The organism is Paraburkholderia caffeinitolerans, from assembly GCF_902859945.1.
Lineage (GTDB): Bacteria > Pseudomonadota > Gammaproteobacteria > Burkholderiales > Burkholderiaceae > Paraburkholderia > Paraburkholderia caffeinitolerans.
This window is the reverse complement of the sequence record NZ_CADIKL010000021.1, coordinates 22138-42301: the sequence shown is the minus strand read 5'-3', so window position 1 is coordinate 42301 and position 20164 is coordinate 22138. Positions and strand designations below refer to the sequence as shown.

16 protein-coding genes and 1 tRNA gene are annotated in these 20164 nt (G+C 64.5%); 7 read left to right on the top strand and 10 right to left on the bottom strand.

The genetic code is table 11. The features are described from left to right. Positions 1-52: 52 nt before the first annotated feature. The 3 genes from clpX to tig form a co-directional block, all read right to left on the bottom strand. Positions 53-1324 carry an ATP-dependent Clp protease ATP-binding subunit ClpX gene (gene clpX, locus HV773_RS20450; protein ID WP_035533250.1) on the bottom strand — a complete coding sequence of 424 codons (1272 nt, stop codon included), beginning with the start codon at positions 1322-1324 and terminating at the stop codon, positions 53-55. 260 nt (positions 1325-1584) lie between these two features. Further along, on the bottom strand, positions 1585-2238 hold the full coding sequence (clpP, locus tag HV773_RS20445; protein WP_035533252.1) for an ATP-dependent Clp endopeptidase proteolytic subunit ClpP: 654 nt from the start codon (positions 2236-2238) through the stop codon (positions 1585-1587). 169 nt (positions 2239-2407) lie between these two features. Beyond that, a complete protein-coding gene (tig, locus tag HV773_RS20440) occupies positions 2408-3754 on the bottom strand; it encodes a trigger factor (protein WP_129562070.1) in 1347 nt (448 codons plus the stop codon). Between the two features lie 484 nt (positions 3755-4238). Here tig and HV773_RS20435 point away from each other — a divergent pair, with 484 nt between their 5' ends. Together HV773_RS20435 and HV773_RS20430 are read left to right on the top strand one after the other, a co-directional pair. Beyond that, positions 4239-5396: a glycerate kinase gene (locus HV773_RS20435; protein WP_129562071.1), complete on the top strand. Its 1158-nt coding sequence runs from the start codon at positions 4239-4241 to the stop codon at positions 5394-5396. Positions 5397-5597: 201 nt separating this feature from the next. Then, positions 5598-6044, top strand: a complete 447-nt coding sequence (locus tag HV773_RS20430) for a MarR family winged helix-turn-helix transcriptional regulator (RefSeq protein ID WP_129562072.1) — start codon at positions 5598-5600, stop codon at positions 6042-6044. Between the two features lie 103 nt (positions 6045-6147). On the opposite strand, the gene HV773_RS20425 is transcribed toward HV773_RS20430, so the two are convergent. Further along, positions 6148-6234: transfer RNA gene (locus tag HV773_RS20425), tRNA-Leu, on the bottom strand. A 298-nt stretch (positions 6235-6532) separates the two neighbouring features. On the opposite strand from HV773_RS20425, the gene HV773_RS20420 reads away from it, so the two are divergent. Then, the gene (locus tag HV773_RS20420; RefSeq protein ID WP_129562073.1) at positions 6533-7375 is read left to right on the top strand and encodes a squalene/phytoene synthase family protein; all 843 of its coding nucleotides are present in this window, start codon (positions 6533-6535) and stop codon (positions 7373-7375) included. Between the two features lie 52 nt (positions 7376-7427). Here HV773_RS20420 and HV773_RS20415 read toward each other — a convergent pair whose 3' ends face one another. The 3 genes from HV773_RS20415 to HV773_RS20405 form a co-directional block, all read right to left on the bottom strand. Continuing rightward, on the bottom strand, positions 7428-8669 hold the full coding sequence (locus HV773_RS20415; protein WP_129562074.1) for a DUF1501 domain-containing protein: 1242 nt from the start codon (positions 8667-8669) through the stop codon (positions 7428-7430). Between the two features lie 141 nt (positions 8670-8810). After that, positions 8811-10274, bottom strand: coding sequence for a DUF1800 domain-containing protein (locus HV773_RS20410; RefSeq protein WP_129562075.1), 1464 nt, complete (start codon positions 10272-10274; stop codon positions 8811-8813). Positions 10275-10428: 154 nt separating this feature from the next. Continuing rightward, positions 10429-10731, bottom strand: coding sequence for a hypothetical protein (locus tag HV773_RS20405; protein WP_227875284.1), 303 nt, complete (start codon positions 10729-10731; stop codon positions 10429-10431). A 262-nt stretch (positions 10732-10993) separates the two neighbouring features. On the opposite strand from HV773_RS20405, the gene ompR reads away from it, so the two are divergent. From ompR to HV773_RS20390, 3 genes are all read left to right on the top strand, one after another. Next, positions 10994-11728, top strand: a complete 735-nt coding sequence (ompR, locus tag HV773_RS20400; RefSeq protein ID WP_027814652.1) for an osmolarity response regulator transcription factor OmpR — start codon at positions 10994-10996, stop codon at positions 11726-11728. A gap of 53 nt (positions 11729-11781) precedes the next feature. Beyond that, complete coding sequence (locus HV773_RS20395) at positions 11782-13131, top strand: ATP-binding protein (RefSeq protein ID WP_129562077.1); 1350 nt, start codon at positions 11782-11784, stop codon at positions 13129-13131. Positions 13132-13263: 132 nt separating this feature from the next. Next, positions 13264-13812, top strand: coding sequence for a peroxiredoxin (locus tag HV773_RS20390; protein ID WP_129562078.1), 549 nt, complete (start codon positions 13264-13266; stop codon positions 13810-13812). A gap of 49 nt (positions 13813-13861) precedes the next feature. Here the strand turns inward: HV773_RS20390 and HV773_RS20385 are convergent, their stop codons facing one another. From HV773_RS20385 to ispD, 3 genes are all read right to left on the bottom strand, one after another. Then, complete coding sequence (locus HV773_RS20385; RefSeq protein ID WP_129562079.1) at positions 13862-15010, bottom strand: acyltransferase family protein; 1149 nt, start codon at positions 15008-15010, stop codon at positions 13862-13864. 138 nt (positions 15011-15148) lie between these two features. Next, positions 15149-15628 carry a 2-C-methyl-D-erythritol 2,4-cyclodiphosphate synthase gene (ispF, locus tag HV773_RS20380; RefSeq protein WP_129562080.1) on the bottom strand — a complete coding sequence of 160 codons (480 nt, stop codon included), beginning with the start codon at positions 15626-15628 and terminating at the stop codon, positions 15149-15151. 33 nt (positions 15629-15661) lie between these two features. Beyond that, positions 15662-16381, bottom strand: coding sequence for a 2-C-methyl-D-erythritol 4-phosphate cytidylyltransferase (gene ispD / locus HV773_RS20375; RefSeq protein WP_129562081.1), 720 nt, complete (start codon positions 16379-16381; stop codon positions 15662-15664). Between the two features lie 283 nt (positions 16382-16664). Between ispD and mfd the strand changes: the two genes are divergently transcribed. Continuing rightward, a complete protein-coding gene (gene mfd, locus HV773_RS20370) occupies positions 16665-20153 on the top strand; it encodes a transcription-repair coupling factor (RefSeq protein WP_129562082.1) in 3489 nt (1162 codons plus the stop codon). Positions 20154-20164 lie beyond the last annotated feature (11 nt).

The following is a 20164-nucleotide window of genomic DNA, read 5'->3' as shown; positions in this document are numbered from 1 at the left end:
CCATTGCATGAACGGCTTTTCCCCGGAACTCTTTAGCCGATCATCATCACCATCAGTTCGAGCCGGAAACCTTTGGCGCGTCTTCGTAGATCAAGAGCGGTTTGCCGTCGCCGTCGATCACGTTATCGTCGATGATGACCTTGCTCACGCCCTTCATGGCCGGCAGCTCGTACATCACGTCGAGCAATGCCTGCTCAAGGATCGAGCGCAGTCCCCGGGCGCCGGTCTTGCGGCGGATCGCCTTGCGGGCGACGGCTTGCAACGCAGCCGGACGAATCTCGAGTTCCACGCGCTCCATGTTGAAGAGCTTGTGATACTGCTTGACGAGCGCATTCTTCGGCTCGACCAGAATCTTCATGAGCGCGGCTTCGTCGAGCTTGCCGAGCGTCGCGACCACCGGCAGGCGGCCGATCAATTCGGGAATCAGGCCGAACTTGATCAGGTCTTCCGGTTCCGTTTCGCGCAGCACTTCGCCCGTGTCGCGTTCCTGCTTGCTCTTCACGCTCGCGCCGAAACCGATGCCGGTCTTTTCGGTACGATCCGTTATGACTTTTTCCAGACCGTCGAATGCGCCGCCGCAAATGAACAGGATATTGGTCGTGTCGACCTGAATGAAATCCTGGTTCGGATGCTTGCGGCCACCTTGCGGCGGCACCGAAGCCATCGTGCCCTCGACGAGCTTGAGCAGCGCCTGCTGCACGCCCTCGCCCGACACGTCACGCGTGATCGACGGGTTGTCCGACTTGCGGCTGATCTTGTCGATTTCGTCGATATAGACGATGCCGCGCTGGGCCTTGTCGACCTCGTAATTGCAGTTCTGCAGCAGCTTCTGAATGATGTTCTCGACGTCTTCACCCACGTAACCGGCTTCGGTCAGCGTGGTGGCGTCCGCAATCACGAACGGAACGTTCAGAAGGCGTGCGAGCGTCTGCGCGAGCAGCGTCTTGCCCGAGCCCGTGGGCCCGATCAAGAGGATGTTGCTCTTGGAGAGTTCGACGTCGTCCTTCTTGTCGAGATGCTTCAGACGTTTGTAGTGGTTGTACACCGCCACCGCGAGGATCTTCTTCGCGCGTTCCTGACCGATCACGTACTGGTCGAGAATGTCGCGGATCTCTTGCGGACTCGGCAGGTCCGAGCGCGACAGCGCAGCGTCGATGCCCGCACCAGCGGCCTCGTCGCGAATGATCTCGTTGCACAAGTCGATGCATTCATCGCAGATGAATACCGACGGACCAGCAATCAGTTTCTTTACTTCATGCTGGCTTTTGCCGCAAAACGAGCAATACAACAGCTTTTCGCTGTTAGAACCTTTCTTGTCCGCCATGAATTAATGAGCCTCCGGACACTCTGTTACATGATACGCCGTTTCCCCCAGACAACGCCGGGGGGCGCGTGAACCGCTTGCTGTGACGGCGTTGGGCCGCAGGCCGCGAAGCGCGTTTGCTGATTATTTCACACGGTCCGCGCGCCCGTGGCTATCCCGTATTTCACGGGGATCGCACACGGTGCGAGCGGGCCCTCAGTTGGCACCGTCAGTGGCACCATTAACTGGCAAATAAAATGCCAGCAAAAACGCGCACCGGATCAGGGACGCTTGTGCAGCACCTGATCGACGAGGCCGTACGCCTGCGCGTCGTCACCCGACATGAAGTTGTCGCGGTCGGTGTCGCGCGCGATGCGCTCGACGGGCTGCCCCGTGTGCGTGGCGAGCAACTGGTTCAGACGCTCCTTCAGGTACAGGATTTCGCGCGCCTGGATTTCGATGTCCGACGCCTGGCCGCGTGCGCCGCCCAGCGGCTGGTGAATCATCACGCGCGAGTTCGGCAGCGCAAAGCGCTTGCCCTTCGCGCCCGACGCGAGCAGGAACGCACCCATGCTGGCCGCGAGGCCCATGCAAAGGGTCGAAACGTCAGGCTTGATGAACTGCATCGTGTCGTAAATCGCCATGCCAGCCGAAACCGAGCCGCCCGGGCTGTTGATGTACAGGCTGATGTCCTTGTCAGGATTTTCGCTTTCGAGAAACAGCAACTGCGCGACAACGAGATTCGCGGTCTGGTCGTTCACTTCGCCGACCAGGAATACCACACGCTCCTTGAGCAGGCGCGAGTAGATGTCATATGAGCGCTCGCCGCGGCCGCTCGTCTCCACGACGATCGGCACAAGCCCGAGCGCCTGCGGATCGAAATCCCGCGAGGCGTGGGAGGTCAACGTGTCCAGCGATTGAGCGCGAATGGTCATGCGGTGCATCCTTGTCTGGAAGAGTTGTTCTGGTAACCCTGATAATGCTCAATGGCGACGGACCCTGCAAAAATCAACCACGACGAGAGTGTGGCCAAATTCCGCGGATACAAAAACGGCGTGCTGGCCGTCGGTTGCTCCGACAGCCGGCACGCCGTAGCGGGCAGATTTAAGCCTGCGCCGTTGCGCTTGCCAGTTCTTCGAAGCTCACCAGCTTGTCCGTCACCTTGGCCTTGCCGAGCACGAAGTCCACGACGTTCGATTCGACGACGTAGGCTTCCATTTCGGCGAGGCGCTGCTGGTTCGAATAATACCAGCGCACGACTTCCTTCGGGTCTTCGTAGCTTTTCGCGAATTCGTCGACTTCAGCGCGGATCTGCTCCGGCTTCGCTTCGAGATTGTTCGCCTTCACGAGCTCGGCCAGCACGAGGCCGAGCTTCACGCGGCGCTCGGCTTGCTCCTTGAACATTTCGGCCGGGATCGGTGCGTCCTTTGCGTTGGGCACGCCGCGCTGCGCGAGGTCGGCGCGCGCCATTTCGACGAGGCGCTGCTGGTCTTGTTCGATGAGTGCGTTCGGCACGTCGAGTTCGGAGATCTTCAGGAGCGCATCCATGACCTGGTTCTTGACGATGGCCTGGGTGCGGCGCTTCGCTTCACGCTCGAGGTTGTCCTTGATCTCGGCGCGCATCTTCACGAGGTCGCCGTCAGCGATGCCGAGCGACTTCGCGAATTCAGCGTCGATCTCCGGCAGGTGCGGCCACTCGATCTGCTGCATCGTGATCGTGAACTTCGCGGTCTTGCCGGCGACTTCCTTGCCGTGATAGTCCTCGGGGAATGCGAGGTCGAATTCGCGCGACTCGCCCTTCTTCAGGCCGATTGCCGCCTTTTCGAATTCCGGCAGCATGCGGCCTTCGCCCAGCACGAATGCGAAGCCTTCGGCGCTGCCGCCCGGGAATGCGACGTCGTCGATCTTGCCAACGAAGTCGACCGTCACGCGGTCGCCTTCCTTCGCAGCGACGTCGGCGCCGCCGTCACCGTGCTCGCCTGCTTCGCCACGTGCGTGGTAATGCACGCGCTGCTTGCGCAGGATGTCCAGCGTGCGGTCGATTTCGGCTTCGGTGATGCTGGTGGTCGTGCGCTCGATTTCAGCGCTTGCGACGTCACCCAGCGCCACTTCCGGATAGACCTCGAAAGTTGCGTCGAACGCGTAATCGCCTTCAGCGGCTTCGACCTTCGGCGCGAAGCTCGGCTGGCCCGCGACGCGCAGATTTTCGGCGCGGCTGATGTCGAAGAACTCCTTGCCGACCTTGTCGCTCAGAACTTCGGCTTCGACCTGGCCCGAGTACTGCTGCGTGACCATCTTGAGCGGCACCTTGCCCGGGCGGAAGCCCGGCATGCGCACGTTCTTCGCGAGTTGGCGGATGCGCGAGTCGACTTCTTTCTGCACGGCGTCCTTCGGCAGGGAAATCGTCACGCGGCGTTCGAGCTTGCCGAGGTTTTCTACAACGTTAGCCATGGCTTCAATCGTCCTAAAATTGTTCGAGCGTTTCAGTAATCTTTGCTGCCGCAGTCCGATGGGTCACCCGCATCGCTTGCGTCTCGCCTATGCCTCGTCGGCGCCGCCGGCTTGCGCCCGACCGGGATACGGGGCGGCGCCCTTTGCGGGATCCGCGAGACCCATTCCGCTACAAATCGGCCAAATTGGGCCGGATCGAGCAGTTTGCGGTGCGGTTCCGTCAAAAGAGCCCAGTATTTTAGCAAACTATTGCCACACTCAAATGGAATTGCCGTTCCTGCGGAAAGATGACGCCGTGCAAGACGCGAAAACGCCCGCGAAACCCTCATGCAGCGGCCATATTTCGCGCCCGCTGCGTGGCTGCGATGCGTGCTATCTCGCCTGAGGTATCCAGCAGGCCCCCGACCACTGGTAAGCTAGCGCTCGCGCCGGACGCCCCGCCGGCAACAGCCTCTGCCAACACAACTCTTCCAGTCGAGACACCATGTCCAACCAGTCGTTTGCTGACGCACCCGTCGTCGTCATTGCTCCCGATTCCTTTAAAGGCTCGCTCAGCGCGGATGGGGTCGCCGCCGCGATCGCCGACGGCATCCGCCGCGCCCGCGCCGACGCCGATATCCGCATCTGCCCGATGGCCGACGGCGGCGAAGGCACGCTCGACGCGATGCTCAGCGTCGGCGGCGAGCGTCGCGTGATCAACGTGGAAGGCGCAGCCGGCGCGCGGCGCGACGCCGCCGTCGGCCTGCTGCATGACGGCAGCGCGGTCGTCGAAACCGCCGAGATCGTCGGCATCACCGATCCGGTGGGCATGGGCGTGCCGGTCGACACGCGCAGCACGCGCGGCATGGGCGAAGCCATTCGCGCACTGCTCGACGAAGGCGTGCGCCGCTTCTATGTCGCGCTCGGCGGCAGCAGCACGAACGACGCCGGCGCGGGCCTCCTCGTTGGCCTCGGCCTGCAGTTGTTCGACGCCAACGGCAATGCACTCGCACCCACGCCGCAGGCACTGGCGAAGGTCGCGCGGGTGGACGTCTCCGGGCTCGACGCACGGCTTGGCGAAGCCAGCTTCGTTGCGATGTCGGACGTCGACAATCCGCTCAATGGCGATCATGGCGCGACCGCTGTGTTCGGCCCGCAAAAGGGCGTGAAGCCCGAACAAGTTGCGACGATCGACGCCGCCCTCGTGCGTTTCGCCGATCTGCTCGAAGCGGCGCTCGGCCGGCGCGCGCGCGACGAAGCAGGCGCGGGCGCAGCGGGCGGCCTCGGCTTTGCGCTGCGCATGCTCGGTGGGAGTTTCGAACCCGGCGCCGAAGTCGTGGCGCGCACGATCGGCCTCGACGACGCGCTCGCGGGCGCGCACTGGCTAATCACCGGCGAAGGCCGCTCCGACGTGCAGACGCTGCACGGCAAGGCGCCCTTCATCGCGTGCCGCCATGCACAGGCCGCCGGCGTGCCGGCCACGCTGCTTTCGGGTGCCGTTGACTCCGCTGCCCTGCCGCGTCTCGCCGAGCACTTCAGCGGCTGCTTCTCGCCCGCTCCGGGCCCGATCACGCTCGACACGGCGATCCGCGAAGCGGCCACGCTGCTCGCGAACGAAGCGGAGCAACTTACGCGCTTCAAGTACGGTTCGCGCGGCGCATAACGCGCTACAAGCCTGAAGATTCGTCTGACTTTAGTTACGCGTTCTCGCCGGGTTTCGCAGTAAGCGATTAATAGATTCGTAGGCCCATGCAGGACGGGCCTACGAGGGTTCTTGCGCGTTGACCCGGGCGCTGGTTGAGGCAACAATCATGAGACGCGCAGCATGATTGCGCGGACCTCACGCGACCAGACCAGGACGACCATGAAGGCAAGCAAAGCCGGACTCGAACAATTTCTGACCTATCGGCTCCATGTCCTCAACAAGCTCTCCGAACGCGGTGCGAGCGAGCGCTACCAAACGAAGCTCGGCATCACGCTGCCGGAAGCACGTCTCATTGCCGCAGTCGGCGCATTCGGCCCGTTTTCCGTGATGGAACTCGCGCGCCACGCGAATCTCGACAAGAGCCAGGCCAGCCGTGCCGCGGAAGCATTGATGCGCCGCGGCCTCATGCAACGCGACGCCAGCGAGGAAGACGGGCGCCTCGTACTCGTTTCGCTCACAACCGATGGGCGCGCGCTCTATCGCAAGGTCATGCCTGTTGCGCGCAAGTGGAACGTGGACCTGTTTGCCTGCCTCGATGAGAAGGAACGCGAGTTGCTCAATCGGGCGCTGGAGAAAGTCATTGCGGCGGCCCAGGAAGAGTCTTGATGCGTCGCGCGCAATAAATGGAATAGATGGCCCGCGCGCATAATCGAGCGCGTGGGCATCAAATAAAAAGGCCACGTACCTGGAGGTACGTGGCCTTTGCTTTTGGTGCGTGAGGCCGGACTCGAACCGGCACACCCTTGCGGGCGTCAGGACCTAAACCTGGTGCGTCTACCAATTTCGCCACTCACGCGAATTCATTGCATGGCGGGACCGCTGCGAGTTCACGTGAGTGTGGGACGTGGGATACATCGCGTGCGATACAAACCTGCACTGCGCCGCCGGCGGCTGGATAAGTCACCCGCAATGCGCAAGCGCGAGATTCTAACCGATTGCCCTGCGCTTGTCTGCCCCTTGGCCGTGCATCCGGCCCGCCCCTGATGGCCGCCTCGAACAAGGGCCGGTGCTAGAATCGCCGCTCCGCAGCGACTTGCTCCGTGCGCCCTGTTGGGACGCCAGAGAATCCGCGCCTCTCCTCGCCCCCAAACGCCGTGAATTTCGACGAATACTGCCTGCAAAAGGCGGCCCCGCCCGGATCGAGCACCTACTACGCGCTGCGCCAGGCAAGCGCCGCGCATCAACCGCTGCTAGCCGCCCTGTTCGCGCTGCGCCGCGAGCTCGAGGAAACCGCCAAGGAAACGAGCGACCCCACAGTCGGCCGCACCAAGCTTGCGTGGTGGCAGAAGGAACTGGCCGCGCTCGCTGCCGGCAATGCATCGCACCCCGTAACCCAGGCGCTCGCGCACCATCTGGACCGCACGGCGGCAATCTATCCGCTGCTTCAGCAGTTGCTCGCCGGCTTCGAAATGGACTTCGAGCAAGCCCGCTATCTCGATCTGCCGAATCTGCGCCGTTATATCGACGGCGTGGGCGGCACGTTCGCCACGCTCGTGGCGCAAGTCGGCGCGCGCACCGATGAAGCACGCGCGGCCGCCGCGCGCTGGGCCGCGCCGCTCGGCAACGCGCTGATGCTCGCGCAATTCGTGCCCGAGATCGGCAACGATGCGCGCCATGGCCGCATCTACGTGCCGATCGACGAATTGCAGCGCTACAACGTCACCGCTGCCGATCTGATCAACCGCCGCTATAGCGGTGAATTCACGGAGCTCATGCAGTTCCAGACTGCGCGCGCTCGCGAAACCGTGAACGCCGCGCTCGATGCGATTCCCGCCCCGGAACGCCGCCATCAGCGCACCTTGCGCGCGCTCGCGGCGCTCGAGCTTGCCTTGCTCGACGAAGTAGAGCGCGAAGGCTTCCAGGTGCTGCACCAGCAGATCGTGATCACGCCGATTCGCAAGCTCTGGATCGCCTGGCGCGCCGCGCGCCGAGCCTGATTGCACGACGCCGGCTCTGCCCAGCGCCAATGCCAACGCTCAAACGTGCGCGCTATGCGCGCAGCAACGGCAGCGTATCGAAGCGGTGCTGCAGCACCGCCTGTGCGTCGAGCCCCCACCAGTTCGCGAGTACCGTCGCGTAGATCTGCCTGAAGTCGACGGCAACCGGCAAATTGCCGTTGCCGTCAAGGCGCGCAAGCTGCGGCGCCTCGCCGTGAAGCCCCCCCGCCACCCTCCCGCCCGCGACGAAATGTGCGGACGCCGTGCCATGATCCGTGCCACGGCTCTGGTTCTCGCGCACACGCCGCCCGAACTCGGCATAGGTGACGATCAGCGTGCGGTCCCAGCGCCCCATCTCGACGAGCGCCGAGCGCATCGCCACCATCCCGGCCGCGAACTGGCGCAATAGATCCGCGTGCCGCTGCGGCTGGTTCTGATGCGTGTCGAAGCCGTTGAGCGTTAGCCGGATCACCGCCACGCCTTGCCCCGGCACCGGCGCGGGTCCGCCCTGCGAACCCGCCATGGTTTCGCCCGAGGCCAGCGCCTGCATCGCCGTTTTCACCGAGGTGCCGAAGGCGCCGCCTGGAAACCCGGTCTTCAGCACGTACTGGCCGGGACGCGGCCGCAACTGGTCGGCGGCGTGGACAATTTCGTTCTCGACGTCGAGGATATGGGCGAGCGCTGGATTGCGCTCCTTGAGCGAGACCGGCGTGACGAGCCGCGAGGCACGCGCGAACTGCGCGGGATTGACGAGCGCGACGGCGCTCGCGCCGTTCGCGAGTGGCCCCATTTCGGCACTGCCGAGCACGAGGCCATCAGCCGCGAAGCCCTTCGGCACGGGGGCGTTCGCGAACGCACGGGTAAGCCAGCCTTCGCGCAGGTACTGGTCGGCATTGGAGGCCGTGTCCCAGATCTCGATCGAGCGGAAATGCGAGAGATTCGGCTGCGCGTAGCTCACGCCCTGCACGATGGCGAGTTCGTGGTCGCGCCACATCGGCATGAGCGGCGCTAGCGCGGGATGCAGCGCCGTGCGTTCGTCGAGCTGGATCGCATCGTCGCGGCGCACGCCGATGTTCGCGCGATAGCGGTAATAGAGCGGATCCGCGAACGGCACGACGGTGTTCAATCCGTCGTTGCCACCTTTGAGTTCGATGAGAATCAGCAGATTGTCGTAGCCGCTCGCGCGGCGCTGCACTGCCATGCTGCCCTGCGCATACGCCGCGCCGGGAAGCCACGACGCAGCGCCCGCAGCCGTCATCGCGGCTGCGGCGGCCAGAAATTCGCGCCGCTTCATGCCAAGCCTCGCTGGTCCAGGCGGCGCCGTGCCGCGCCGCGGTTGTCGGGGAGTTCGGTGCTTCGATCGTTGCTTTGATCGTGGTTGCTGGCGTTCATTTCAATCGCTCGCTGCAGGCGTCATTGGATCACTTCTACCGGGTCACTTCAACTGATAGACCGGGTCCATCAGGAGTGCTTCGAGATACGCTCCCGCATTGCTGCCGGCCGCGATCGCGTCGACGGGCGCGAGCGGCAGCACGGCGTGCTGCATCTGCAGTTGGGCGGACAAACCGGGCACGGCATCGGCCGTCACGCCGAAGTGCCCGAGCCAGCCGTCCAGATCGAAGCGCATGCCGCCTGGCATCGCGGCGCCCATGCGCGGACGCGCCGCCCCGGTGGCGCGAAAAAGCTGCTCGACGAACTGCTTGCGCGCCAGCAGCGTCGCGCTATTGATCCACATGGCGCCGCCGGGCCAGCCCTTCACGTTCGGCGGATAGAACAGATTCTCGCCAAGCGCGGCTGAGGTGCGCGCGAACATCGTCGTATTCGCGTAGCTCACTTCGAAGCGGCGCACGGTGCCCGCGATGAATTCGACCGGTGAACTCACCAGCACGCCGCGATTGCGCTCGTCCCAGAACTCGGGCGTGACGAGCAGCGCGCCGAGCGCCGCCTTGATGTCGTAACCGCTCGTGCGAAAGCGCGCCGCCACCGCGTCGAGCCGCGCCGGGTCCGGCGTATCCGAAACGAATTCGCGCCATAGCTTGGCCGAGACGAAGCGCGCGGTCTGCGGCTCATCCAGCAGGATATCGAGCACGGCGTCGCCGTCGAAGGGACCGCTCTTGCCCAGCACGGTCTTCATGCCGTCGTCGTGCTGTGCTGGGCGCCAGACGTAACGCCGCGTGTCGGGGTCGACGCCCCAGCCCGTGTACGCACGCGCCGCCTCGGTAACGTCCTGCTGCGAATACTGCCCTTCGCCCAGCGTGAAGAGCTCCATGACCTCGCGCGCGAAGTTCTCGTTCGGCTTGCCTTTGCGGTTGCTGGCGCCGTCGAGATACAGCAGCATCGCCGGGTCCTTCGCGACTTCGTGCAGCAGCGTCGCGAAACTGCCCAATGCGTTGTGCCTCAGCAGCGCGTTTTGCTGCGCCATCAGCAACGGCTCGCCCACCTTGTCCTGGCCCGACGTGAAATGGTTGTGCCAAAAGAGCGTCATGCGCTCGGTGAGCGGCGACGGCGTGACGAAGATTTCGCGCATCCACCATGCGCGCAGTTCGTCGTAGTGCAAGCGGTGCTGGCGCTGCACGTCGCGGCGCGCCTCGGGTGTCAGGGCTTGGCGCTGCGCACGGGTCAGGGGGAGATCGGCGGTCCATGTGGGCAGCGGTGTCACGGCATCGGTGCGGGCCGTGGCCAACACGCGCTCGGCGGCCGCCGCGCGCGTGAGCCCGACATAAGGCGCGACCTCGGCGGGCGCCGGCGCAAAGCCGGTGCGGATGAGCAGATGCGTAGCGTCATCCGCGTCGAGGAGCGCCGTGTCCGGGCCCGTGGCGGCAGCAGGTGAGCTTGCCGCGCTATGACGATGCGGACGATGAGCCGACGGAACCGATGCAGATCGTTGCGTGACTGGCATGGGACTGAAACACGCAGGTTCGACCCGCGCGCCCCCAATAGACGAAGGTAACGAACTAACGATGCACGCGACGCATCTGTTGACGGCGCAATTGCTACAGGATTTTTCAGCGATGCCGAGAAGCGGCTTTAGTGACGACGGCCCGACAGCCCGATCAGCGCTTGTAGAGTTCGCGCACGGCGTCTTCGATGTGCTGGCGCAGGAGGCGGCGCTCGTCGGGCGTCATGTGACCGTCACGCCGGCGCTGGTCGAGATCGGTGGGAACCGCGGTGCGCTGCGTGATGTCAGAGGCAGGACCTGCCGCCGTATCGGTACGCATCTTGCGCACAGGCTGCTTCGCGCCAGTGCGGCGAGTGGGCGCGGCCGATGCCTGAGTAGCGTCCGGGAACGTCTGGGCTTGGACCGGCGCCGTGTTCAACGCAGCCACGACGCCACTGGCCAACGCCAGTGCAATCATGTTGTGGCGCATTGTCGGCCTGACCCCTCCCATCGTTTTGTTCCCTTCTTGACGCGGCAAACGGCTACCTCGAATTCATGTACGGACCCGGCTCGATTCGGGACTGGTTCGAAATTCGAATGAAGTATCTAACGAATGGCCGCTTTACGCAAAGAAGTCTATCTGTCAGTGCTTGAACCCGTGCCACAGCATGGGTAAATTTTGTAACTGACTGTAACCTGATATTTGTTGCAAACTCGCACCTCATCCCAATCGCGCTAAGATGCCAGGCATGGAAACCAAGAACCCGTCCAAAATTCTCGTTGTCGACGACGACCCGCGACTGCGCGACCTGCTGCGCCGCTACCTCGGCGAACAAGGTTTCAACGTCTACGTGGCAGAAAACGCGCCCGCCATGAACAAGCTGTGGGTGCGCGAACGTTTCGACCTGCTGGTGCTCGATCTCATGCTGCCGGGCGAAGACGGCCTGTCCATTTGCCGGCGCCTGCGCGGCAGCAACGACCGCACGCCCATCATCATGCTCACCGCCAAGGGCGAAGATGTGGACCGCATCGTCGGCCTTGAAATGGGGGCCGACGATTACCTGCCGAAGCCCTTCAACCCACGCGAACTGGTTGCGCGCATTCATGCAGTGCTGCGTCGCCAGGCGCCGTCCGAACTGCCGGGCGCGCCCTCGGAAACCACTGAAGTATTCGAGTTCGGCGAGTTCGCGCTGAACCTCGCCACCCGCACGCTCACCAAAGCCGGCCAGGAAATTCCGCTCACCACGGGCGAATTCTCGGTGCTCAAGGTGTTCGCGCGCCATCCGCGCCAGCCGCTCTCGCGCGAAAAGCTCATGGAGCTCGCGCGTGGCCGGGAATACGAAGTGTTCGACCGTAGCCTCGACGTGCAGATCTCCCGTCTGCGCAAGCTGATCGAGCCTGATCCGGGCAGCCCGCGTTTCATTCAGACGGTCTGGGGCCTGGGCTACGTGTTCATTCCCGACGGTGCGGCCTGATACTCGACGGGGTCTCGTTGTCTGCACTGCCTTTGTTGAAACGGGAAGGATCCATGCGGATTGACCGGCGTTTGCTGACGCTCGCGTTTGGCGATCTGTTTTGGCGCACCTTCCTGCTGATCGCCCTTCTCATCGCGGTCAGTCTCGCCGCGTGGTTCCAGAGCTTTCGTGTGATCGAGCGCGAGCCGCGCGCACAGCGCGTGGCGCTCCAGCTCGTCGCCGTCGTCAAGCTCACGCGCACCGCGCTCCTCTACTCCGATCCCGATCTGCGCCGCGCCCTGCTCCAGGACCTGGAGAGCAATGAGGGCGTGCGCGTCTACCCGCGCGAAGCCACCGACAAATACAAGCTTCAGCCCGACGAGTCGCTCAATCGCCTGATCGAGCACGATATCCGCGGGCGTCTTGGTGACGACACCGTGATCGCGCAGTCCGTGAACGGCATCCCGGGCGTGTGGATCAGCTTCAAAATCGACGACGACGACTACTGGGTCGCGCTCGATCGCGACCAGCTCGACAACGTCACCGGCCTGCAATGGGTCGGATGGGGCGTGTCTGCGCTCGCGCTTTCGCTGTTCGGCGCGGCGTTTATCACGAGCCTCGTGAACCGGCCGTTCGCGCGGCTCGCCATGTCCGCGCGCATGGTGGGCTCGGGGCAATCGCCCGCGAAACTGCCCGAGAGCGGCATGGGCGTGGCCGCCGACACCAATCGCTCGTTCAACCAGATGGTGCGCGACCTCGAGCAGCTAGAGGCCGACCGGGCGCTCATGCTCGCCGGCATCTCGCACGATCTGCGCACACCGCTCGCGCGGCTACGGCTGGAAACGGAAATGAGTCCGTCCGACCAGGCGACCAAGGACGCAATGATCGACGACATCGAGCAGATGGACATGATCATCGGCCGCTTCCTCGACTATGCGCGGCCCGTACAGCGCATGCCCGAGCGCGTCGACCTGTCGGTCATCGCGAGTGAAATGGCCGCGCGCATGGCCACCGAGGATGACGTGCGTCTCATCACGCGTCTCGCGCCCACGGCCGTAATCGAAGCTGACGACACCGACATGCGCCGCGTGGTGGGCAACCTGATCGAAAACGCGCGCAAGTACGGCTTGAGCGAGTCGGACGGCATTCCGCACATCATGCTGGAAACGCGCGTCTCGCATTCGCGCGTGGAGCTTTCGGTGGTCGACGAAGGCCCCGGCATTCCCGAAGACCAGCTTCCGCTCGTCACGCGGCCGTTCTATCGTGTCGACAGCGCCCGCACCCAGGCCAACGGCACGGGCCTCGGCATGGCTATCGTGCAGCGCCTCGTGGGCCGCTATCGCGGCGCGCTGCGCCTGCGCAATCGCGCGCCCGGGCCCGGTCTCGAAGTCACCATCGAGTTCCCGCTCGCCAAGGGCGCCTGAGTCTCTGCCTCCGCTCATCCCGGCACACGCCCGTAGCACGCGTCCCCCACCCCTGCCACAATTGACGTAAGCATTGGGCCATGAGGCGCGCGCACGGGGCGCGCGTGCGCCCCGCGTTCAAGGAGCGACGCCATGAAAACCGTTGGCGACAAACTCGAAGCCTTCACTGTCACCGCCGCTAAACCCGGCTTCAACCAGCCCGAAGAAAACGGCGAATCCGCGTTCATGGAGTTCACCGAGCGCAGCTTTCCCGACAAGTGGAAAGTGATCTACTTCTATCCGAAGGATTTCACGAGCGTCTGCCCGACCGAGATCACGGCATTCGCGCAATTGCACAAGGAATTCGAAGACCGCGAGACCGTGCTGCTGGGCGGCAGTTGCGACAACGAATACGTGAAGCTCGCGTGGCGGCGCGAGAACAAAGCGCTCGACCGGCTGAACCACTATGCGTTCGGCGATGTGAGAGGCGAGTTGATCGATCAGCTCGGCATTCGCGACCAGGAAGCGGGCGTGGCGCTGCGGGCGACCTTCATCGTCGATCCGGACAATGTCATCCAGCACGTCTCGGTGAACAACCTGAGTGTCGGGCGCAGCGCCGCCGAAATCCTGCGCGTGCTCGACGGACTGCAAACCGGCGAGCTCTGCCCGAGTGAGCGCGAAGTGGGCGGCGCGACGTTCTGAGGTTCGCCTGTTGAAAGTCGCGCGGTAAGCATGACTCGGCGGGTTCTTCTCAAGTCTGGCCTGCCGGCGCGCGCGCAGGCAGGCGACTACGGATCGCCGTGGCAAGCGGTTCCTTCCACTCGAGCACGCGCTTTTCCAGCAACAGCCACGATAGATGCGCGAGCAGCACTGATAGTGCGAACTGCATGAAGAGCGACAGCAGGTCCTGCGCCAGCGGCGGCACATTCAAGCTTGCATAGAGTTCCGGAGCCTCGCCCAGACGCGACGGCACCAGATTGTGGAACAGATAGAACCCGTAGCTGATGGTGCCGAGATACGCGAGCGGTCTTGCTTCGAGCATGCTAACGAGCACGCTGTCCTGGCGTCGCACGAGCCATAGAAATACGGCGCAGAGCGAAAGCGCGAGGCCGATGTCGAGCAAACCGGGCAAAACGGCGCGTTGTGCCGCTTCACAAGTGTCGCAATCGGCGCGCGCAAGCGCGAATGTCACGAGACTCGCGCACGCGAGCACAAACCAGACGCCGCTTCGCACCCTCCCCTGGATCGGCACGCGAGCGTCGCCAATCGGCAAGATTGCCAGCACGCCGCCGAGCGCGAGCAAAGCGAAATTCCACGGTGAGAACGCATAGACGAGCGGCTCGACCGCACCGGTTGCATAGAGCACGAGATGCGCGAGCGCCGCACAGCAGATCATGACGACGCATATCGCCAGATGATACGAGGCGCGCGTGAACAGCAGTGCAAACGGCGCGATCAGATAGAACTGCTGCTCGACCGCGAGGCTCCAGAAATGCGAGACCGAGCCCGGCCATCCATCATGGACGATGCCGATCCAGAAATTGGAGAGGAATACGTAATGCCACGCGAGTCCGAGATCCACATCGCGTTGATAGAAGAACGCGTGTGCGATCGTCAGCGCGACGAGCAGCAAATAGTAGACCGGGAAGATGCGCAACGCGCGCTTGACGAAGAATACATAGAGCACCGCATCGCGGCGCGCTGTGCGTTGTTCGACGCGCAGGCGGTTGCGATGCAGTTCGCCGATGATGAGATAACCGCTGATAAGGAAGAACAGCCACACGCCGATCTTGCCTGCGTCGATTGCGTCGACGTGCGCCTTGTGCGAGAGGAACACCAGCATCACAGCTAGCGCCCGGAGACCGTCGAGGCCTTTCACGCGTCTTTCGAGTCCCGTCATGAACCTTTCCGCTTCCGGTACGACTTAATACGCTTTGAGTATGCAGCGAAAAAAACGGAAATTAATCGACAAGAAAAGCAAGGGCGGTGATTGCAGATGCAATCACCGCCCTGGGTACGGCAGCAGGCACGCGGACTGCTAGACGCGCGTGAGCAGCACGGCCGCTTGTGCCTCGATACCTTCGCCACGGCCCAGATAGCCGAGCTTCTCGTTGGTCTTCGCCTTCACGTTCACGCGATCGAGCGGCAGTTGCAGATCTTCCGCAATGCATGCGCGCATCGCTTCGATATGCGGCGCGAGCTTCGGCGCCTGTGCAATCACGGTGGTGTCCACGTTCACGAGCGTGAAGCCCGCCTCCTGCACGCGGCGCAAGCATTCGCGCAGCAGCACGCGGCTGTTCGCGCCGTAGAACTGCTTGTCGGTGTCCGGGAAATGGCGGCCGATGTCGCCGAGCGCGGCGGCTCCGAACAGCGCATCGGTGATCGCGTGCAATAGCACGTCGGCGTCCGAGTGGCCGAGCAGTCCGCGCTCGTAAGGCACCGTCACGCCACCGATGATGAGCGGGCGTCCCGGCACGAGCGCGTGCACGTCATAGCCTTGTCCGATTCTGATATCCATAGATGAGGTCTTCCGTGTAACTCAGTTTCCTGCTCAGTTTGCTGGATTGCGGCTGAGGATGGCTTCGGCAAGCGCGAAGTCTTCCGGGTAGGTCACCTTGAAGTTGCGCAGGCTGCCCTGCACGAGCCGCGGCGAATGGCCGAGCCATTCAATGGCGCTCGCTTCGTCGGTGAGATCGTGGCCCTCTTGCTGCGCGCGCTCGATCGCCGTGCGCAACATGCCGATGCGAAACATCTGCGGAGTCTGGGCCTGCCAGAGGCCGTCGCGCGCTTCCGTGCGCTCGATGCGCGGGCCGCCCGGCACGTGCTGGGGCGCGACGCGCTTGAGCGTGTCGGCAACCGGCAGCGCCATGATGCCGCCCACGGGGTCGTCCTTCAGCGCCTCGACGAGCGAGCGAATCAGTGCGGGCGTGATGCCGGGGCGCGCGGCGTCGTGCACGAGCACCCAGTCGTTGTCCGTGGCGCCGAAGTCGGCAAGCGCGATCAGGCCGTTGTAGACCGATGCCTGACGCGACGCCCCGCCCTTGCGGCGCACCGCGAAGCGCAGGCCGGCGAAGCGGCGCGCGTCGAAATGATTATCGTCGGGCGAAATAACCACGAGCGTCTGGGTGAATTCGCTGCAGGCGTCGAATGCCGCAAGCGTATAGTGCAGAAGTTCGTGTCCGGCGACCGCCCGGTATTGTTTGGGCATCGCCGATCCCGAACGGCTGCCGGTTCCGGCGCAGGGGATCAAGGCAAAAAGGCGTGAAGTCACGGTATTGCGGGCCGCATGAGTCAAAGTAAAGGACGGATTTTATAATAGGTCCTTTGGCCGCACGTCAGCCGCACGCTCATACCCTCGATCAGCGCCCCCAACCGGCGCTGCCTGGCGGGCGTGGCGGACACGTTGGCCGCCCTTCGCAAGGCCGCGTGCGCCCTTTCGCCTTACGAATGGCTGTCGACACACGGATCGCATGCGCGTTGCTTCGCGTGCGCTTCGCTACTGATACATAACTGACGCATACGATAAGCAGCGCCTCGCCACTCTGTTGCCCTCTATGTCCGATATCGCCGCACCCCAGCAGTCGCCGTCTTCGTCCCCGTCCCCGGTCGCCGTCGTCAAGCCGGGGCAGCGCTTTGCCTTCGACGGCACGCACGGCTCGTCCGATGCGCTCCTGATCGCCCGCTATCGCGAGGCTTCGCGCGCCAGCGCCCCGAATGCGCCGTTGCTCGCGGTGATCTGCGCGAGCGCCGTGGATGCCCAGCGTCTCGCCCAAGAGATCCCGTTCTTCGCGCCCGAGGCGCGCGTGCGCCTGTTGCCCGACTGGGAAACGCTGCCCTACGACACGTTCTCGCCGCACCAGGACCTCGTGTCCGAGCGCCTCGCGACGCTGCACGATCTCGGCGAAGACCGCTGCGACATCCTCATCGTCCCGGCCACGACCGCGCTCTACCGCATGCCGCCCGCGTCGTTTCTCGCGGCCTACACGTTCTCGTTCAAGCAGGGCGAGCGCCTCGACGAGGCGAAGCTCAAGTCGCAGCTCACGCTGGCCGGCTACGAGCACGTGAGCCAGGTCATGCGGCCCGGCGAGTACTGCGTGCGCGGCTCGCTGATCGACTTGTTCCCGATGGGCTCGCCGCTGCCGTACCGCATCGACCTCTTCGACGATCAAGTCGACTCGATCCGCGCATTCGACCCCGACAACCAGCGCAGCCTCTATCCGGTCAAGGACGTGCGCCTCTTGCCGGGCCGCGAGTTTCCGTTCGACGAGGCCGCACGCACGGCGTTTCGCAGCCGCTGGCGCGAGGTGTTCGAAGGCGACCCGAGCCGCGCGTCCATCTACAAGGACATCGGCAACGGCGTGCCGTCCGCGGGCATCGAGTACTACCTGCCGCTCTTTTTCGAAGAGACGGCCACCTTGTTCCACTATCTGCCGGAAAACGCGCAACTGGTGTTTTCGGGCGACCTGGACGCCTCGATCCGCCGCTTCACCGCCGACACCAAGCAGCGCCACAACTTCCTCGCGCACGACCGCGAGCGGCCGATTCTGGAGCCGCAGCGCCTGTTCCTGACCGACGAGGACTTCTTCACGCTCGCCAAGCCGTTCGCGCGCCTCGCGCTGCCGGCCGCGAGCGCGGGTGGCTGGGCCAACGCGCTGCCGAGCCTCGCGATCGACCGCCACGCCGACGACCCGCTCGCCGCGCTGCGCGGCTACCTCGACACCACGAAAAACCGCGTGCTGTTCGCGGTGGAGTCGGCGGGACGCCGCGAGACCATCGCGCAACTGCTGGCCGAAAACCAACTGCGTCCCACGTCTGCGGACAGCTACGCCGACTGGCTCGGCAGTGACGAGCGCTTCGCGCTGGGCGTGGCGCCGCTCTCGACCGGCTTCGCGCTGCCCGGCGAAGGCCTCGCGATCATCACCGAAACGGAGCTCTACGGCCCGCTCGCGCGCCGCGCGGGACGCCGCCGCCAGGAACAGGCGAGCAACGTCGATTCGATGGTGCGCGACCTCTCCGAGCTCAAGGTGGGCGACCCGGTCGTGCACGCGCAGCACGGCATCGGCCGCTATCACGGGCTCGTGACGATGGACCTCGGCGAAGGCGACACCGAGTTCCTGCACCTCGAATACGCGAGCGCGAGCAAGCTCTACGTGCCGGTCTCGCAGTTGCACGTGATATCGCGCTACAGCGGCGCCGATCCGGACAGCGCGCCGCTGCACGCGCTCGGCTCCGGCCAGTGGGAAAAGGCGCGCCGCAAGGCCGCGCAGCAGATCCGCGACACCGCCGCCGAGCTGCTCAACCTCTACGCGCGCCGCGCCGCGCGCGAGGGTCACGCGTTTGCGCTTGAGCCGCGCGACTATGTGAAGTTCGCGGAGAGCTTCGGCTTCGAGGAAACGCCCGACCAGGCGGCGGCGATTGCGGCCGTGATCGGCGACATGACGAGCGGCAAGCCGATGGACCGCCTCGTGTGCGGCGACGTGGGCTTCGGCAAGACCGAAGTGGCGCTGCGTGCGGCCTTCATCGCCGTGATGGGCGGCAAGCAGGTGGCGATCCTGTCGCCCACCACGCTGCTCGCGGAGCAGCACACGCAAACCTTCACCGACCGCTTCGCCGACTGGCCCGTGCGCATCGCCGAGCTGTCGCGCTTCAAGTCGACGAAGGAAGTCGGTACGGCGATCCAGCAGATCAACGATGGCAGCGTCGACATCGTGATCGGCACGCACAAGCTGCTGTCTTCCGATGTGCAGTTCAAGCGCCTCGGGCTCGTGATCATCGACGAGGAGCACCGCTTCGGCGTGCGCCAGAAGGAAGCGTTGAAGGCGCTGCGCGCGGAAGTGGACGTGCTCACGCTCACCGCCACGCCGATTCCGCGTACGCTCGGCATGGCGCTCGAAGGCCTGCGCGATTTCTCCGTGATCGCGACCGCGCCGCAAAAGCGCCTCGCGATCAAGACCTTCGTGCGCCGCGAGGAAGACAGCGTGATTCGCGAAGCCATGCTGCGCGAACTCAAGCGTGGCGGCCAGGTTTATTTCCTGCACAACGAAGTCGAAACCATCGAAAACCGCCGCGCGATGCTCGAAGCGCTCGTGCCCGAGGCGCGCATTGCGGTCGCGCACGGCCAGATGCACGAGCGCGAGCTTGAGGCCGTGATGCGCGATTTCGTGGCGCAGCGCGCGAACGTGCTGCTGTGCACGACCATCATCGAGACGGGCATCGACGTGCCGACCGCGAATACCATCCTCATGCATCGCTCCGACAAATTCGGCCTCGCGCAGTTGCACCAGTTGCGCGGCCGCGTCGGGCGCTCGCACCACCAGGCGTATGCGTATTTGCTCGTGCACGATCCGCAGGGTCTCACGAAGCAGGCGCAGCGCCGTCTCGAAGCCATTCAGCAGATGGAGGAACTGGGCGCGGGCTTCTATCTCGCGATGCACGACCTCGAAATTCGCGGCACGGGCGAAGTGCTCGGCGACAAGCAGTCGGGCGAGATTCACGAGATCGGCTTCCAGCTTTATACCGACATGCTCAACGACGCCGTGAAGGCGCTCAAGGACGGCCGCGAGCCGGACCTGAACGCGCCGCTCGCCGCGACCACGGAGATCAACCTGCACGCCCCTGCGATCCTGCCCGCCGATTATTGCGGCGACGTCCAGGAGCGTCTGTCGCTCTACAAGCGCCTCGCGAACTGCGAGCACGACGATTCGATCGACGGCATTCAGGAGGAGCTGATCGACCGCTTCGGCAAGATGCCGCCGCAGGCCCACGCGCTGATCGAAACGCATCGGCTGCGCCTCGCGGCCAAGCCGCTCGGCATCACCAAGATCGACGCGGGCGAAGCCGTGATCGGGCTGCAGTTCGTGCCGAATCCGCCTGTCGACGCCATGCGCATCATTGAAATGGTGCAGAAGCACAAGCACGTCAAGCTCGCGGGCCAGGACAAGCTGCGCATCGAATCGCGCAGCCCCGACCTCGCGGTGCGCGTGGCGACGGTCAAGGAAACGCTGCGCGCGCTCGGCGCACCCGCGCGGGCTGCGGCGCGCTAAAGGCGCGATGG

Bases quoted from the DNA above. Each gene is read 5' to 3' on its own strand.
- ompR (WP_027814652.1), top strand. From the start codon at position 10,994: ATGCCAGGCATGGAAACCAAGAACCCGTCCAAAATTCTCGTTGTCGAC.
- HV773_RS20405 (WP_227875284.1), bottom strand. From the start codon at position 10,731: ATGATTGCACTGGCGTTGGCCAGTGGCGTCGTGGCTGCGTTGAACACG.
- HV773_RS20410 (WP_129562075.1), bottom strand. From the start codon at position 10,274: ATGCCAGTCACGCAACGATCTGCATCGGTTCCGTCGGCTCATCGTCCG.
- ispF (WP_129562080.1), bottom strand. From the start codon at position 15,628: ATGGATATCAGAATCGGACAAGGCTATGACGTGCACGCGCTCGTGCCG.
- HV773_RS20430 (WP_129562072.1), top strand. From the start codon at position 5,598: ATGAAGGCAAGCAAAGCCGGACTCGAACAATTTCTGACCTATCGGCTC.
- HV773_RS20395 (WP_129562077.1), top strand. From the start codon at position 11,782: ATGCGGATTGACCGGCGTTTGCTGACGCTCGCGTTTGGCGATCTGTTT.
- HV773_RS20435 (WP_129562071.1), top strand. From the start codon at position 4,239: ATGTCCAACCAGTCGTTTGCTGACGCACCCGTCGTCGTCATTGCTCCC.
- clpX (WP_035533250.1), bottom strand. From the start codon at position 1,324: ATGGCGGACAAGAAAGGTTCTAACAGCGAAAAGCTGTTGTATTGCTCG.
- tig (WP_129562070.1), bottom strand. From the start codon at position 3,754: ATGGCTAACGTTGTAGAAAACCTCGGCAAGCTCGAACGCCGCGTGACG.
- HV773_RS20415 (WP_129562074.1), bottom strand. From the start codon at position 8,669: ATGAAGCGGCGCGAATTTCTGGCCGCCGCAGCCGCGATGACGGCTGCG.
- HV773_RS20385 (WP_129562079.1), bottom strand. From the start codon at position 15,010: ATGACGGGACTCGAAAGACGCGTGAAAGGCCTCGACGGTCTCCGGGCG.
- clpP (WP_035533252.1), bottom strand. From the start codon at position 2,238: ATGACCATTCGCGCTCAATCGCTGGACACGTTGACCTCCCACGCCTCG.
- HV773_RS20390 (WP_129562078.1), top strand. From the start codon at position 13,264: ATGAAAACCGTTGGCGACAAACTCGAAGCCTTCACTGTCACCGCCGCT.
- mfd (WP_129562082.1), top strand. From the start codon at position 16,665: ATGTCCGATATCGCCGCACCCCAGCAGTCGCCGTCTTCGTCCCCGTCC.